Annotated in this window: 18 protein-coding genes and 1 tRNA gene; 9 read left to right on the top strand and 10 right to left on the bottom strand. The window is 69.3% G+C overall.

What is annotated here, in order from left to right:
- Window positions 1-5: 5 nt before the first annotated feature.
- Together ACIBTX_RS28760 and ACIBTX_RS28755 are read right to left on the bottom strand one after the other, a co-directional pair.
- Window positions 6-1,148 carry a polysaccharide pyruvyl transferase family protein gene (locus tag ACIBTX_RS28760; RefSeq protein ID WP_357132596.1) on the bottom strand — a complete coding sequence of 381 codons (1,143 nt, stop codon included), beginning with the start codon at window positions 1,146-1,148 and terminating at the stop codon, window positions 6-8.
- A 63-nt stretch (window positions 1,149-1,211) separates the two neighbouring features.
- Window positions 1,212-1,691, bottom strand: coding sequence for an N-acetyltransferase (locus tag ACIBTX_RS28755; protein ID WP_357132593.1), 480 nt, complete (start codon window positions 1,689-1,691; stop codon window positions 1,212-1,214).
- A gap of 120 nt (window positions 1,692-1,811) precedes the next feature.
- Between ACIBTX_RS28755 and ACIBTX_RS28750 the strand changes: the two genes are divergently transcribed.
- Entirely contained in the window at window positions 1,812-2,747 is a 936-nt protein-coding gene (locus tag ACIBTX_RS28750; protein WP_357132590.1) for a phosphotransferase, read from the top strand.
- An 11-nt stretch (window positions 2,748-2,758) separates the two neighbouring features.
- Here the strand turns inward: ACIBTX_RS28750 and ACIBTX_RS28745 are convergent, their stop codons facing one another.
- From ACIBTX_RS28745 to ACIBTX_RS28730, 4 genes are all read right to left on the bottom strand, one after another.
- Window positions 2,759-3,388: an HAD-IA family hydrolase gene (locus ACIBTX_RS28745; RefSeq protein WP_396833241.1), complete on the bottom strand. Its 630-nt coding sequence runs from the start codon at window positions 3,386-3,388 to the stop codon at window positions 2,759-2,761.
- A gap of 44 nt (window positions 3,389-3,432) precedes the next feature.
- Complete coding sequence (locus ACIBTX_RS28740; protein ID WP_396833240.1) at window positions 3,433-3,981, bottom strand: hypothetical protein; 549 nt, start codon at window positions 3,979-3,981, stop codon at window positions 3,433-3,435.
- 28 nt (window positions 3,982-4,009) lie between these two features.
- The gene (locus ACIBTX_RS28735) at window positions 4,010-4,561 is read right to left on the bottom strand and encodes a DinB family protein (RefSeq protein ID WP_357173685.1); all 552 of its coding nucleotides are present in this window, start codon (window positions 4,559-4,561) and stop codon (window positions 4,010-4,012) included.
- A 99-nt stretch (window positions 4,562-4,660) separates the two neighbouring features.
- Window positions 4,661-4,885 carry a hypothetical protein gene (locus ACIBTX_RS28730; RefSeq protein WP_357132578.1) on the bottom strand — a complete coding sequence of 75 codons (225 nt, stop codon included), beginning with the start codon at window positions 4,883-4,885 and terminating at the stop codon, window positions 4,661-4,663.
- A gap of 265 nt (window positions 4,886-5,150) precedes the next feature.
- Here ACIBTX_RS28730 and ACIBTX_RS28725 point away from each other — a divergent pair, with 265 nt between their 5' ends.
- Window positions 5,151-6,023: a class I SAM-dependent methyltransferase gene (locus tag ACIBTX_RS28725; RefSeq protein WP_357132575.1), complete on the top strand. Its 873-nt coding sequence runs from the start codon at window positions 5,151-5,153 to the stop codon at window positions 6,021-6,023.
- A 13-nt stretch (window positions 6,024-6,036) separates the two neighbouring features.
- Here the strand turns inward: ACIBTX_RS28725 and ACIBTX_RS28720 are convergent, their stop codons facing one another.
- Window positions 6,037-6,876 (bottom strand): alpha/beta hydrolase, encoded by an 840-nt coding sequence (locus ACIBTX_RS28720; protein ID WP_357132571.1) that lies wholly within the window; start codon window positions 6,874-6,876, stop codon window positions 6,037-6,039.
- 105 nt (window positions 6,877-6,981) lie between these two features.
- Between ACIBTX_RS28720 and ACIBTX_RS28715 the strand changes: the two genes are divergently transcribed.
- The 7 genes from ACIBTX_RS28715 to ACIBTX_RS28685 all read left to right on the top strand — a co-directional run bounded on the left by ACIBTX_RS28715 (window position 6,982) and on the right by ACIBTX_RS28685 (window position 12,180).
- Entirely contained in the window at window positions 6,982-8,427 is a 1,446-nt protein-coding gene (locus tag ACIBTX_RS28715) for an RICIN domain-containing protein (protein WP_396833239.1), read from the top strand.
- Window positions 8,428-9,350: 923 nt separating this feature from the next.
- Window positions 9,351-9,743 carry a VOC family protein gene (locus ACIBTX_RS28710; protein ID WP_357132562.1) on the top strand — a complete coding sequence of 131 codons (393 nt, stop codon included), beginning with the start codon at window positions 9,351-9,353 and terminating at the stop codon, window positions 9,741-9,743.
- A 109-nt stretch (window positions 9,744-9,852) separates the two neighbouring features.
- Entirely contained in the window at window positions 9,853-10,113 is a 261-nt protein-coding gene (locus tag ACIBTX_RS28705) for a hypothetical protein (protein ID WP_357132559.1), read from the top strand.
- A gap of 149 nt (window positions 10,114-10,262) precedes the next feature.
- Window positions 10,263-10,475, top strand: a complete 213-nt coding sequence (locus ACIBTX_RS28700; protein ID WP_357132556.1) for a hypothetical protein — start codon at window positions 10,263-10,265, stop codon at window positions 10,473-10,475.
- A 168-nt stretch (window positions 10,476-10,643) separates the two neighbouring features.
- Entirely contained in the window at window positions 10,644-11,039 is a 396-nt protein-coding gene (locus ACIBTX_RS28695) for a hypothetical protein (RefSeq protein WP_396833238.1), read from the top strand.
- 286 nt (window positions 11,040-11,325) lie between these two features.
- Complete coding sequence (locus tag ACIBTX_RS28690; protein WP_357173668.1) at window positions 11,326-11,733, top strand: hypothetical protein; 408 nt, start codon at window positions 11,326-11,328, stop codon at window positions 11,731-11,733.
- A gap of 108 nt (window positions 11,734-11,841) precedes the next feature.
- Window positions 11,842-12,180 carry an immunity 53 family protein gene (locus ACIBTX_RS28685; RefSeq protein ID WP_357132547.1) on the top strand — a complete coding sequence of 113 codons (339 nt, stop codon included), beginning with the start codon at window positions 11,842-11,844 and terminating at the stop codon, window positions 12,178-12,180.
- Window positions 12,181-12,293: 113 nt separating this feature from the next.
- Here the strand turns inward: ACIBTX_RS28685 and ACIBTX_RS28680 are convergent, their stop codons facing one another.
- The 3 genes from ACIBTX_RS28680 to ACIBTX_RS28670 all read right to left on the bottom strand — a co-directional run bounded on the left by ACIBTX_RS28680 (window position 12,294) and on the right by ACIBTX_RS28670 (window position 13,811).
- On the bottom strand, window positions 12,294-13,055 hold the full coding sequence (locus tag ACIBTX_RS28680; RefSeq protein ID WP_357132544.1) for a DUF6928 family protein: 762 nt from the start codon (window positions 13,053-13,055) through the stop codon (window positions 12,294-12,296).
- Between the two features lie 152 nt (window positions 13,056-13,207).
- Window positions 13,208-13,279: transfer RNA gene (locus ACIBTX_RS28675), tRNA-Val, on the bottom strand.
- 67 nt (window positions 13,280-13,346) lie between these two features.
- A complete protein-coding gene (locus ACIBTX_RS28670; protein ID WP_363660926.1) occupies window positions 13,347-13,811 on the bottom strand; it encodes a peroxiredoxin in 465 nt (154 codons plus the stop codon).
- Between the last annotated feature and the right edge of the window lie 26 nt (window positions 13,812-13,837).

Raw genomic sequence — 13,837 nt, 5'->3', positions numbered from 1 at the left:
GTCGGTCAGGCCCGGGTGAGGGTCTGGCTGCGCAGCTGGTCCAGCACGCCACGGGTGACCTCGGAGGTGCCCCGGGCCTGCTCGCAGACCTCGGCGACCCGGCGGGCGGTGGCCTCGGCGCGCTGCTCGCGTTCGTCCCACAGACGGTCGACCTCGGCCAACAGCGGTCCCTCCACCTCCCGTTCCACCCCCCGCAGCGCCGGCACACCGAGCCGTTGGGCCAGGTCGAAGACCTTTCCGGCGTACGGCAGCGGCAGGAACGGCGTACCCACCATCGCCGCGAAGATCAGGAAGTGCAGGCGCATGCCGACGGCCAGGTCGAAGTGGCGCATCAGCCCGAGCACCTGCTCCGGCGAGTAGGTGCCGTGCAGGATCCGCCCCCGATCCGCGGCGACCATGTGCGACAGCACCCCGTGCGAGTGCCGGATGTCGTCGCGTTCCATCGGCACGAACAGCACGTACGCGTCGATGCGGTGCACCAGGAAGTCACCGATCTGGGCCAGCAGCCGGTGGTAGCCGTCGACGTCGAGGCGTTCGGCGGCCCGTCCCGGCTCCCGGACGCTGATCCCGACCAGCCTCTTGCCGACCGGCACCCCCTCCTCGCTGAGCAGGTGCGCGGGGAAGTCGGCCGGCTGCAACAGGAACGCCGGGTCGGCGGTGACCGTGATCGGGTTGAGCAGTCCGGCCTCCTCCAGGACCATCCGGGACTCCTGGTCCCGGACGGTCACCTGGGTGGCGCCGGCCAACGTCTCGCGGACCATGCCGGTGTCGACCGCGTCGCTGAGCGGTCCGACCCCCACCGCGTACGTGATCAGCGGTAGGCCGCGTTCCTGGGCGACCCGGACGACCCGCAGGTAGCGGCGGGCCTCCCGGTCGTAGAGAATCCCGCCGCCGCCCAGGATCAGCAGGTCGAGCTGGGCCAGCACCAACGCCGAGTCGGTACGGCTGACGCCCTCCCACGGCACCGCCTCGACGTCCGGGTGCGCGGCCCGGGTGTGCTCCGGGTGGCGGGAAAAGACGATGATCCGGGCGTTCGGCTCCTGCGTGCGCAGATCGGTGAGCAGGCCGGTGAGGATCGCCTCGTCGCCGAGGTTCCGGCCACCGTACGAGCCGAGCACACCGATGGTCAGTCCGGCGCCGTGCGTCATCCGTCGCTCCTCCCCAGGTGCGGTCCGCGCGGGTTTCCCGCTGGGCAGGTGAACAGTCCCGGTTCAGCTCGGTGGGTCGATCCGCTTCGCCATCTGCTGCGCGGTGACCTCGAAGCCCAGGCTCCGGTAGAGGCCGATCGCCACGGTGTTCGTGCCGAAGACGTTCAACCCCAGCTCGGGTACGCCCAGTTCGCCCAGTTCGACCTCGATGAGCTGGATCATCCGTCGTGCGTGTCCGCGTCCCCGGTGCGCCGGATGTACCTCGATGTTGTAGATCCAGGCCTGTCGGGTGTCGGCGTTCGCCGGCAGGTTGACCCAGATCCAGCCGACCTCGGTGTCGTCGACCCGCCCCACCCGCAACAGTGCCCGCTCGGTGGCCGCGCCCGCCGGCAGCAGCTCCCGGAGCTGCTCGTCCGACCGCTCCCGGGCCGCCTGCGGGGTCAGGCCGCGGTGCGCGACGAGATCCTCGGCGTACCCGACCTCCAGGGGTTCCCGCAGCCGGGCCAGTTCCTGCTCGGTCATCGGCGTCAGAGTCAACTCCACCGCGGCCTCCTTCTTCTCGATCAATCGCGGCGACAAGTCCATCATGTCCACTCCGGCCGCGCCTCGTTCCGGCGGCGGAATTGAGTTGTTCGTCGCGACCGGCGGGTGCACCGTGGCGGGATGGCACAGGTGGCGGCGAGGCGGATCGGCTGGGGTGATCTGCCGGCAACGGTACGGTCCGCGGTCGAGGAGATCATCGGCGATCGGGTGGTCGAGGCGGTCTCCCAGTCGGGTGGTTACTCGCCGGGCACCGCCGACCGGGTCCGTACCGCGACCGGCCGGCGGGCGTTCGTGAAGGCGGTCAACCCGGCGTTGAACCCGGACAGTCCGGTCATGCACCGCGCCGAAGCCCGCATCGCCGGCGCGCTCCCGGCGACCGCGCCGACGCCCCGCCTGCTGGGTTGCCACGACGACGGCGACTGGGTGGCGTTGGTCTTCTCCGACGTGGCCGGAGACCACCCGCACACCCCGTGGCGGGCCGACGAGCTGACCCGGGTCATGGACGCCCTGGAGGCGATGGCCGTCGCGCTCACCCCGAGCCCCGTCGCGCACGTGCCGACCGCCGCCGAGCTGCTGGCGGACGACTTCGCGGGCTGGCACCGGATCGCCGCCGACCCGCCGCCACGACTCGATCCGTGGGCTCGCGCCCACCTGGACGAGCTGCGCGCGGCCGCCGACGAGGGCGTCGCCGCGCTCGCCGGGGACACGCTCTGCCACGTCGACGTACGGGCCGACAACCTGCTGTTCGACGCCGCCGGCACGGTGACCGTGGTCGACTGGCCGTGGGCCTGCCGGGGGCCCGCCTGGCTGGACACGGCGCTGCTGCTGGTGAACGTCCGGCTGCACGGCGGGCACGACACCGAGGCGATGCTGCGCCGGCTGCCGCTCACCGCCGACGTCGACCCGGCCGCGATCACCGGCGTGTACGCCGGGCTGGCCGGCTTCCTGGCCGACCGCGCCCGCCGCCCGCCACCGCCCGGCATCCCCGCCCTACGGGCGTTCCAGCAGGCCCAGGCCGACGCCCTGCTGCCCTGGCTGGCAGCGCGCCTCGGCTGACGCCCGATCGGTCAGCTCCCGGTGGTCGCCGCCTCGATCTGGCGGGCCAACTGCCCCAGGTCGTCCAGGCGTACGTCGCCGTCGAGTCCCTTGAGCGCGGCGGTCACCGCGCCGGCCGCGCGCCCGGCCCGCAACCCGACCTCGGCGTCCTCGACGACCAGGCAGCGCGCCGGTGGCACGTCGAGCAGCGCGGCGGCGCGGAGGTAACCCTCCGGCGCCGGCTTGCCCTCGCGGACGTCCTGGACCGTCACCAACACCGGTGGCGCGATGCCGGCGGCACCGAGCCGGGCCTCGGCCAGCCGCACGTCGGCGCTGGTCACCACCGCCCAGGGCACCCCCGACCGGGCCAACGTCGACAGCAGCTCATGGGCGCCCGGGGTGGCGGTCACGTCGGACAGGTCGTCGTACTGCAACGCCAACTGCCGTGCCGCCGCCACGGCAACCGCCGTGTCGTCGAGGGCGGGAAGGAGCCGACGGATCGTCTGGTCGGCGGGCCTGCCGTGCGCGATCGCGAGGGCCGCCGCCGGTTCGACGGCGTACTCGGAAGCCCACCGCTCCCAGGCCCGCTCGACGGCGGCGTCGGAGTCCACCAGCGTGCCGTCCATGTCGAAGAGCACCGCGCCGATGCCGGACAGATCCACCTGATCACCCCCCCTGTTCCCGCCCGAGCATAGGGGGCACGCGGTCACCCCTCGCGGTCGACGGCGGGACGGGCGACGTCGACGAACGCGACGCGGCGGTCCGTGCGTACCTCGATGGCCGCGAGCCACCGCTCCCGGTGCCGGTCGCGCAGCGACACCGCCGCGTCGCCCGGCTCGTCGGCGAGCCGGCGCTGCTCGGCGTACTCCGTCGTCAGGCTGGCCACCACCGACCGGCCCGCCGCCGCGACGTCCGCCGGGCCCTGCAGCAACACCAGGTTGTACGCCTCGTCCACGGCGCGCATCGCCGCGTACGTCTCGTCGTAGCCGGGCGTGACCGCGTCCGCGCCCGGCTCGACCCACCGCCGGTCCAGCCGCCGGTACGCCGCGTCGCAGGCGCCGAGGAACCCGACGTACGCGTCGCGCCGCAGCTCCTCGCGCCGGAGCGCGGCCCGGTCGGCGCTCTCCTCGCGGGCGACGGTGAGCTGGTGGGCGAGCTGCCGGCGGGTGCTGCGGGCGGCGATCAGCCCGGTCAGGGCGGCGGCGGTCAACGTGGACAGTGACGTGATCAGCGCGACGGCGACGGTATCCTGCACGCGCCCATTCTGGCGGTACGCGGGGCGGTCAGCGGGGCGGGTCCTCGCCGGTGAGCCCGTCCACCGACTCGCGGATCAGGTCGGCGTGCCCGGCGTGCCGCGCGTACTCCTCGATGAGGTCGACCAGGACCCGCCGCAGGCTGGGCACCTGGCCGTCGGGCCACTCGCCCCGGGCCAACTGCTCCGGGCCGCCGTCGGCCAGCAACTCGGCGACGGTGGCCCGGGACCGCGCCACGGCCCCCTGCCACAGCGTGTAGAGCTGTTCCGGGGTGTCCTCGGCGGCCGAGCGCCACTCCCAGCCCGGGTTGGCGTCCCAGTCGACGGTGTCCCACGGGGGTCCCGGTGAACGCCCGGCCAGCTTGAAGGAGAAGTAGAGGTCCTCGACCAGGGCCAGGTGCTTGAGCAGCCCGCCCAGAGTGATCGACGACGGGCCGAGCGTCGCCCGCAGGCCGGCCGCGTCGAGCCCGCCGGTCTTCCAGGCCAGGGTGGCGCGCTGCCGGTCGAGGGAGCCGAGCAGGGTGGCGGTCTCGTCGCCCGCGATCGGCGGCTCGGGGTGACCGTGCTCGTCGCCGCTGGTCATGGGGACCGAGGCTAACGGCGGACGGGGTACGTGCGCCACCCGTGGGTATGTTCAGCTCAGCGCCGCGCCAGGTGGCGAGGGCGAGGACCGTTCCGCCGATTACCGCTTCCGGCGCCATTCGAGACGACCTCGATACAACATCGGCGCGCCTTCACCTCGCGCGACGCACAGCGCGTCGTCCTCAACCCACCAGAAGTCACCGACCTGGACAAAAACCGGAGCGTCCAACGTCAAGGCGAGGAGACAGCCGTCTGAGCTGCCGGGCAGCCCTTCCAGGTCGTCGATGAGTTGCAGTCGGCGCGCGGAGACGGGCTCGGTCAGCACGGGACAATTGTGCGCGCGGCGCACTGGGCGGCGGGAGGCCGAACCACCGTACGACCGGGAGTCAGCGTCGGTTGCGCTTGCGGAGGACGGCCCAAACTCCGCCCGCGACTGCGGCCGTGAACGGCAGCAGGCAACAAAGGCTGAGGACCGCAAGATGCCATGGTTTGATCGCGCCCATAGCCGCGAAGGCTATCGGGTGCGGTCAAATGGCTCCGCGCGGCGGCATGGCCTGTGCGCGAAGCCCACACGGACAGGAGCGCGAGCGATGTCGAAGACGCCGGCCGCGAGCCGTACGGCGGTTCTCGTCTGCCAGGGCCGCGCGGCGGCGGATGGCCTGGTCGCTCCCGGCCGGTTCGCCGACCCGACGGCCATGCGCCTGCTCCGCGCCGCCGAGCGGGAGGCCGTGGATTGGGTACGCGACGGTGCCGTGCCCCAGTCGTGGCGGCAACGGGTCGACTACGAGACGGTACGGGCCTGCGCCGACATGATCGTGCCGCGCACGGTGGCGATCGACGACGCCGTACGCGCCCACCACAGCGCGCAGGTGGTGATCCTCGGGGCCGGGCTCGACGGTCGGGCCTGGCGGATGCCGGAACTCGTGGGCAGGACGATCTTCGAGGTCGACCAGCCGAGCAGCCAACGCGACAAACGCGAACGCGCCGAGGTACTGGCCGGCACTCCCCCGACGTTCGTGACGGTGGACTTCGCCCGTGACCGGCTAGCCGAGGCGCTGGCCGTCGCCGGTCATCGCCCCGACGAGCCGACGACGTGGATCTGGGAGGGCGTCGTGCCGTACCTGACCACGACGGAGGTGTCTACGACGGTCGCCGCGCTCGCCGCCTGCTCGGCCCCGACGAGCCGCCTCGTTGTCAACTTTCAGCTACCCGGGACGACCCTGACGCTGGGTCGGCTCGTCGCACGGGTGCTGATGGCGTCCACCGGCCGGCGCAGCTTCTGGGCGACCGAGCCGTGGCGCTCGACCTGGACGCCGGCCGCCATGGCCGCGTTGCTCTCCCGGTACGGCTTCACGGTCACCGGCGACCACGACCTGCTCGAGACGGCGCGAGAGCTGTCCCTGCCGATCCGTCGGACCACGTCCCTGGCACACAGCCGGGTGATGGTCGCCGATCGCGCGTGACGCCCGTCCCGGGTCAATCCACCAGCCGAGCCACCAGCGCGGCGAGCGTGTCGGGGTGTTCGTCGGTGACGAGGTGACCGGCGGCGGGGACGATGTCGACGCCGGCCTGTAGCCGCTGTTCCGCCGCCGCGCGCAGCCGGTCCGGGGGCAGGAACACGTCGTGGTCGCCGCTCGCGAGCACGACCGGCGTCCTGCGCGTCGCCGCCGACAGGAACTCGTCGGTACTCACCGGACGGGCGTGTCGGGCGACGAGCGTCATCCACTCCACCAGCTCGGCGCGCGGCGTGCGGCCGGGCGCGGACAGCAGCCGCAGCAACCGGAGGCTCGACGCCGGCCGGGGCCGCGCGAGCCAGCCCAGGAACGCCAGCAGGACACCAGGGGTGACCCTGAGCCGGCACAGTCCACCCGGTGCCACCGCGACCGTGCCGCTGACCCGGGGGTGCTCGGCGGCGAGCGTCACCGCGCCACCGAACGAGTGCCCGAACGTCACGACCGGCCCGCTGGTGGCCTCCTCGACGACCTCGGCAAGCCACCTGCCGTACCAGGCGAGCCCGCCGTCGGCGACGTCCGCCGCGTCGGCGCTGAGGCCGGGCTGGCCCGGGATGTCGGCGGCCACCACCCGGTACTGCCGGGCCAGGGCCGTGAGCAGCGGCAGGTAGGCCGCCGTGCTGAAGCGGTCACCGGCGACGAAGACGACCGTCACCGTCCCCGCGCCGGCGCTGAGGAGGTGCGTGTCGTGGCCGTGGGCCCGGATGATGCGTCGCTCGTGCGGGGTCGACCACCCGTTGAGCTGCTGCGCACACCACCGGCGGATGGTGTCCCTGCCCGCAGGGGTGCGGTAGATGGACGTCACCGCTGCATCCTGCACCACGCTAACGGTGATCGTTCTCGACCTGCACCAACGACAATCGATGTACATTGATGGACGGTCGCCGCCACCCACGGAAGGACGAACATAGTGAGACGCAACAGACTGCTTCCATCCCTGGTGGCGGCGCTCACCCTGGTCGGAGCGGCGATCGTCGCGGTCACCACCCTGGCCGCCGCCCCGGCCCAGGCCGCGCCGGTCACGATCCCCAACGGCACGCAGTTCACCGACACCGCCGGCAACCTGCTGCACGCGCACGGTGGTGGGGTACTCAAGGTCGGCGACTACTACTACTGGTTCGGTGAGAACCGCAACGCCAACAACACGTTCCGGGCGGTCTCGGTCTACCGCTCCACCAACCTGCGCGACTGGGAGTTCCGCAACAACGTGCTGACCCAGTCGTCGGCGGCGGAACTGCAGTCGGCCAACATCGAGCGGCCGAAGGTCATCTACAACGCCAGCACCAACCGGTACGTGATGTGGATGCACAAGGAGAACGGCACCGACTACGGCGAGGCCAGGGCCGCCGTCGCCTCCTCGGCCACCGTGGACGGCACCTACACCTACCACGGCAGCTTCCGGCCGCTGGGCAACATGTCGCGGGACATCACGCTCTACAACGACGGCGGTACCGCCTACATGGCCTCGGCCGGCGACGAGAACCGCGACCTGCTCATCTACCGCCTCAGCGCCGACTACCTCACTCCGGCCACGCTGGTCGGTAACTTCTGGAACGACGGCAACCGCGAGGCACCGGCCCTGTTCAAGCGCGGCAGCACCTACTTCCTGCTCACCTCGGGCCTCACCGGTTGGAGCCCGAACCAGGCCAGGTACGCCACGGCGTCCAGCATTTCCGGTCCGTGGACCGGCATGACCAACGTCGGGGACTCGACCACCTTCCGCTCCCAGTCGGCCTTCGTGCTCCCCATCCAGGGCACGTCGACGACGAGCTACCTCTACCTCGGCGACCGCTGGGCCGGGGCCTGGGGCGGGCCGGTCAACGACTCCCAGTACGTGTGGTTGCCGATCGCCTTCCCCACCGCCACGACCATGAGCCTGACCTGGTATCCCACCATCACCATCGACGCCGCCGCGGGCACCGTCACCGGAGAGGCGCCACTCTCCTACCGCATCACCAACCGCAACAGCGGCAAGGTGGTCGACGTGCTGGACCATGCCGTCACCGACAACGCCGAAGTCAGACAATGGTCCTGGAACGGGGGCGCGAACCAGAAGTGGGAGTTCCGCGACGCCGGTAGCGGCTACTTCCGGATCGTCAACCAGAACAGCGGCAAATGCCTCGACGTCGCCAACGCCTCCACCGCCAACAACGCCAACGTCGTCCAGTACACCTGTGGCGGGGGCGCCAACCAGCAGTGGCAGTGGGTCGCCACCGGCAGCTATTACCAGTTGCGCGCCCGACACAGCGGCAAGTGCCTGGACGTGGTGAGCAGCGGCACGGCAGACGGCACCGACATCACCCAGTACACCTGCGGAAGCGGCGCCAACCAGCAGTGGACCCGCACCCAGTCCTGACGCTGCTCTCGACACCGCTGGACGGACTTTGAGGAGGAGTTGGCGCTAGTGCCGCAGGCCACTCCGATTGAGAAGCCGCCAAGCCGCAGCGTTGACGACATGATGCGAGAGTTGCTTGAGCGCGCACGGGAGATGCAGCGATCGATAGTGGCGAGCGATCGCACCTTACCCGATCAGAGAGAGTCTTTTGCAGAGCGCAGTTATCAGGAAGCAGTACGACGAGCAATTGCGAGGCTTGGCTGGAGCTTCTTCCCCCTCCAGCAGGATCGGGGAATTGATGGCATCCTCGTCATTGACTCTCTAACGCTGAATGTAATTGTCACTCGACGTCTAGGACTCGCCGGTAACCATCGGATTACTGATAGTCGTAGAATCGGTGCCAAATACGAAGGAAGCTGCCGAACTTACCGCATCAACTGATTCTTTCACAATCGTCACCTGGCACGGGAACCCAGATGATGAAAGGATCCGTGAGGCGGTTGCCCGCCTACTGCCACAAACAACCGAGGAAGAGCAGGCGAACGCGGAGAACGCATGGATCGCTCATGGGCACGATTTGAGGCACAGCCCCTACAGGGACTCACCCCGGAGGACCACATCCAGCAGTCACGCCCACACAGCGACCGGCCCGAGCTTTCACAGAACCTAGACCAACTGTCAAGCATGTCGTGGGACGGATTCATCAAGCATGTGGTGGGACTAGACACGCCGGCAGTCGGCCTAACCTCCCTCGAGTGAGGTGCGACAGTCGTCCGCCAGGTGCTCTGGGTCAGCCGAGAGTGCGCGTCGCGGCTAGATCAGTGTGCTCGACCAACGTGTGCGCTAGGTTACGTCGTTCAATCTGTCGAGCGTGCCATCGTGCTGGTCGTCGTATCGGTACAGGCGCGCCTTGCAAGCGGCCGGCGCGAGCCACAGGAGGCGGCATGTCCGACGAGATCAGGCTCAGCGCGGTCACCCTGGACTGCCCGGACGCCGTCGCCTTGGCGGAGTTCTACGCCAGCATCACCGGTGGAACCCTGACACACGCCGGGGGCGGCTGGGCATGCGTGCTGAGCCCGACCGGGCGGATCAACTTCCAGACTGTGCCCGGATACACGCCACCCACCTGGCCCGACCCCACCTCGTCGATCATGATGCATCTCGACTTCATGGTCGTGGACCGAGACGCCGCCGAGGCCCGAGTGCTCGCTGCCGGAGCAACAAAGTACGACTTCCAGCCCAACAGCGAACAGTGTTATGTCTACGCCGACCCGGCGGGCCACCCGTTCTGCCTGACCACCTGGGAGGCCACGGCCACACCAACGCAGCTCGGCTGATCGAGCCGCGCAGACGAAGGAATCCCGCTGTCAACCCTAGGCAAACAACGGGATCGAGGCTCGGCTGGCCGGTTGCGGTACTTCGCTGCCGTCAGACGGCTGCGCCGAGGTGAGCTGCACGGCCTGCGGTGCACGTGCCTTCGTCGCGGACAGCGCCGACTACTGGGGGGACGCCGAGCCGGGCGACTGTGCGTGCCCATGTGGCGGCGAAGTCTTCCACGTCGCCGTCGGCTTCGCCCGGTACGCCGACGGTGAGGTTCGCTGGATCAGTGTCGGACTGCATTGTGTCCAGGACGGCACGATGGGCGTCTACGCCGACTGGAAGATCAACTACAGCCCCACTGATCATCTTCTTGATGGTGCCGTCTGACAATTCGCGGCAGGTTGCGGACCCCGCATGCCAGCCCGGACGCACCGCCAGCGTCGACGGTAGCGTCCGAGCGTGCGATATCTCAGCCGGTCGTCGACCTGTTCGGCCAACAGCTCGGACTCTGGCGCGCGCCCGGTAGCTTCGATGGCATGACGAGTCTGGTGGTGTCTCTCGGAGCGCTCGTCGTGTTGCTGGTGGCGGCGTTCGTCTTTGTGGGTTGGCGCGATCGGAAGCGCCTCTCGTCGCCTGAGGACTCGGCCGCGGGGCGCGATGCGAGATCGGCCCAGGAGCGGCACGCGGCCGAGCGACATGGCGCACAGGGCGACGTGTGGCGGCGGGGCCAGAACTCCAGCAGCACGTGAGTAGGACCTGCTCGGGCTACGGGCGGGTGGGACGGCATCACCTGGACCTGGGATTTCGTCCAAGCGGCGTGGGCCGAGCCGATCGTCGACGATCTCCGGCGAGGAATCCCACCCCCGGGTCACCCTGGTGAAGCCCTTCACGGCTAGCGCTGGTGCATCAACTCAGGGATGATCAACGTCATGTCGGAACAGGATCTGGCCGGAGTTTGGCGTCGCATCATCCAAGGGGATGGCAAATCCTGGGTCGTGTTCGCCCACGGCACGTGCGTCGTACTACCCACTCCCGGACCCAGCGCCGACCTCGCCGCTCAGGCCATCGAGATCCTGCGCGAGTACGGCCCTGTTCACGTCGGCTCATCTGCCGGAGACTTCAGCACCATCACTCTCGATCCCGGTCCCGGATGGGTGGTCTACGGCCACCACAACGACGTGCTGACCTACGTGGGGCCCGACGAAGTCCAGGACAGCAGCGACCTGGTCGTTGGTCTCTATGGACGCCACAAGCGCGACCAGGACGGCCATGAGCTCGACGTCGTACACGTCGAGGACAAGCGGCCCCGATAGCTGGCTGACGTCGCTCGACTAGGCACTACAGGTTGCCCTTCGACGGCTGGAGACGGCATGTTCTTGTCCGCGCCGGCGCCGCACCTAAGACGCCCAGGTGGCATGGCCACACGGTTAGGAATTCTCGGCGCCGCAAGGAAGAGCAGCCTCGCTACCTGCCGTCACCGCTGGCCAGGCACTCGTCACCGACCGCGAGATCGGGCACGCAACGGGCACGGTGGTATGTCACCCGCGGCCGCCTGGCCGGTACCCCCCGTTCGGATGGGACGCAGGTAATCTTCGCCGGGTGGTTCAGGTGCATTGGCGACCACTCCTCCCGGCAACGGCCGACGATCTTCTGGACGGGGTGGAGTTTGGCGACGGTTGCCTCAGAGAGTTGACCTTCAGGTCAAGCTGTGGGGAAGGCGCTCAGCAGTCTGCGGTCGCACTTCTGGACGTCCGGCGGGTCGGTCAGACTCGATGGGTACAGCTCCACATCGAGTTCTCGCGCCTTGCCCGTTGGAAGGTCGTGGACCTCGGCACCTTCTCCTGGGTGCTCGACGACAAACCCCAGCTCGTTCAGGACGAAGCCGGACTCCTCCACCTCGACTTGGACAACCCCGGCGAGGAGCGCACAGTCGATGAGATGGCAGAGCGCTCCCACCTCTACCTCGCCGCTCGTCAGATCCGGTGGGCAATCACCGACACAGGATGATCCTCGGCTCGCGCGTGGAGCGACTCGTCATCCCGACGCTGCGCTACATCGCCCGCGAGACCTACCCTTGCCTGACGCTGACGACCACAGCGAGATCAGGACTACGGGATGCATGATCACGACGAGCTAGCGCCCGGGGTCTGGTCCTGGCTCCAGGCCTGGTACGCGACTCAGTGCGATGGCGAGTGGGAACACGAGTACGGCATTCGGATCGAGACGCTCGACAACCCCGGGTGGTCGGTCCGCATCGACCTGGGCGATACGGCACTGTCGGGAATGGCCTACGAGCGGCAGGAACTCCGTAGAGGCGAGCACGATTGGGTGCTGACCCGGGTCGAGGAAGACCAGTTCAGGGCAGCGTGTGGGCCACTCAACCTCGGCGAGGCGCTACACCTGTTTCGGCAGTGGGTCGAGACTACGACCCGCGTGGCCCGGCCGCAGGCCTGACAGGAATAGGGGCGTCCACTTCGCCGGTAGCCCGGTGTCGGGGGCTCAGGACGTGCGTGACAGATCGGTATCAGAACCTGCATGACGCTCGTGCTGGTCCGCGGGTAGGCAAATCAGTAGCTGTCGGCGCTGATCTCGTGCACCGCTCCGTCTGGTCCCAAGCGGTACCTCCGAGGCGGTCCCATGGCCTGTAGTGCCCCCGCGTATGCGGCCTCACGGGCTGCCTGGTCCTCGTTGGACGGGTCGGTCACGCGAAAGCCGTGCAGATGAACGGCGTCAGCGTCGATGTCGTCGGGGGAAGGATGGCCCTCGATGATGAAACCGAACAGCGCGCGTAACGCTTCCTCGCCGAGGTCGAGGGGATGGAACGGCAGCGGGTAGGGGTCCTGGTTGTGCCAGCCTGGTACGGGCTCGACGGGATGTTCGCCGGCCCAGTACGGCAACTCGAAGTCGTAGGGCTTGCCGATGTTCTCCTGGATGCCACTATCGGGCGACAGGCTCAGCGATCGGATCAGCACGCCGTCCTCCCACACCGCGAAGCCGAGCCAGTCCACGACCGAGTGCATCCCGTGGACGATGATTCGACGGCCTGCTCCAGTTCGGCGCAGGTGCTCCGGTAGCTCAGACGGGCGATCGAGCATGAGCCGCCGGTCGCAGTACAACTCTGCCCCGGCCACGACCGTCGCGTACATGAAGTCATCTGGCGGGTAGGTGCCCTCGAGCAAGGTGTTGTCATCAGCGGGTTCGACCACGTAGCCGGGGTGGACTTGACGTACCAACGCCTCGGTCTCGGCTCGCTCCGACCGCGTCGCGCCGCGCAGCGCCGGACGGATGTCGCCGTCGGCGAACGCCAGAAGGGCTGTCTTCGCGCCCACGTCGCTTCCTCCAGTTCTGCGGCAGGCCACCTTTCGCACGCCACCTGGCGGACATGATCATCTAGCCAAAGGGGTCACCGACGTCCTGGAGACCGATCTGCAACCAAGGTCGCCGGGCCGTGATCCGGGCGGTTTTGGCTGTTGGTGATGGGTGGGCGCGGCAGGTTTCGAACCTGCGACCCCTCGCTTGTAAGGCGAGTGCTCTCCCGCTGAGCTACGCGCCCCGGAACGCCCCGTGTGCGGCGGGCCGGTGGCTGGCAAGCCTACCTGTTCGCCGCCGGCCCGACCGCATCAGGCCGTCAGGTCGGCGATGGCTTTGCGCCAGCCCTGCTGGTCGCGGGCCTCGCCGGGGCCGTTCATCTCGGCGAAGCGGACCACGCCGGCCTTGTCGATGACGAAGGTGCCCCGGTTGGCGATGCCGGCCACGTCGTTGAAGACCCCGTACGCCGCAGCGACGCCGCCGTGCGGCCAGAAGTCGGCCAGCAGCGGGAACTGGTAGCCCTCCCGGTCGGCCCAGATCTTGTGGCTGTAGACCGAGTCGACGCTCACCGTCAGCACCTGGACGTCGTCGTTGGCGTACTCGTCGAGGTTGTCCCGCACCTCGGCCAGCTCGCCCTGGCAGGTGCCGGTGAACGCGAGCGGGTAGAAGACCAGCAGCACGGCGCGCTTGCCGCGGAAGTCCGAGAGCCGGATCTGCTGGTTGTTCTGGTCCTTGAGCACGAAGTCCGGCGCCTCGGCGCCAACCTCGATCAGCATGCGAACTCCTCGGGTCGACTCGGGGG

The sequence above is a fragment of the Micromonospora sp. NPDC049359 genome (assembly GCF_044466585.1).
Taxonomy (GTDB): domain Bacteria; phylum Actinomycetota; class Actinomycetes; order Mycobacteriales; family Micromonosporaceae; genus Micromonospora.
This window is presented reverse-complemented; position numbering and strand designations above follow the sequence as displayed.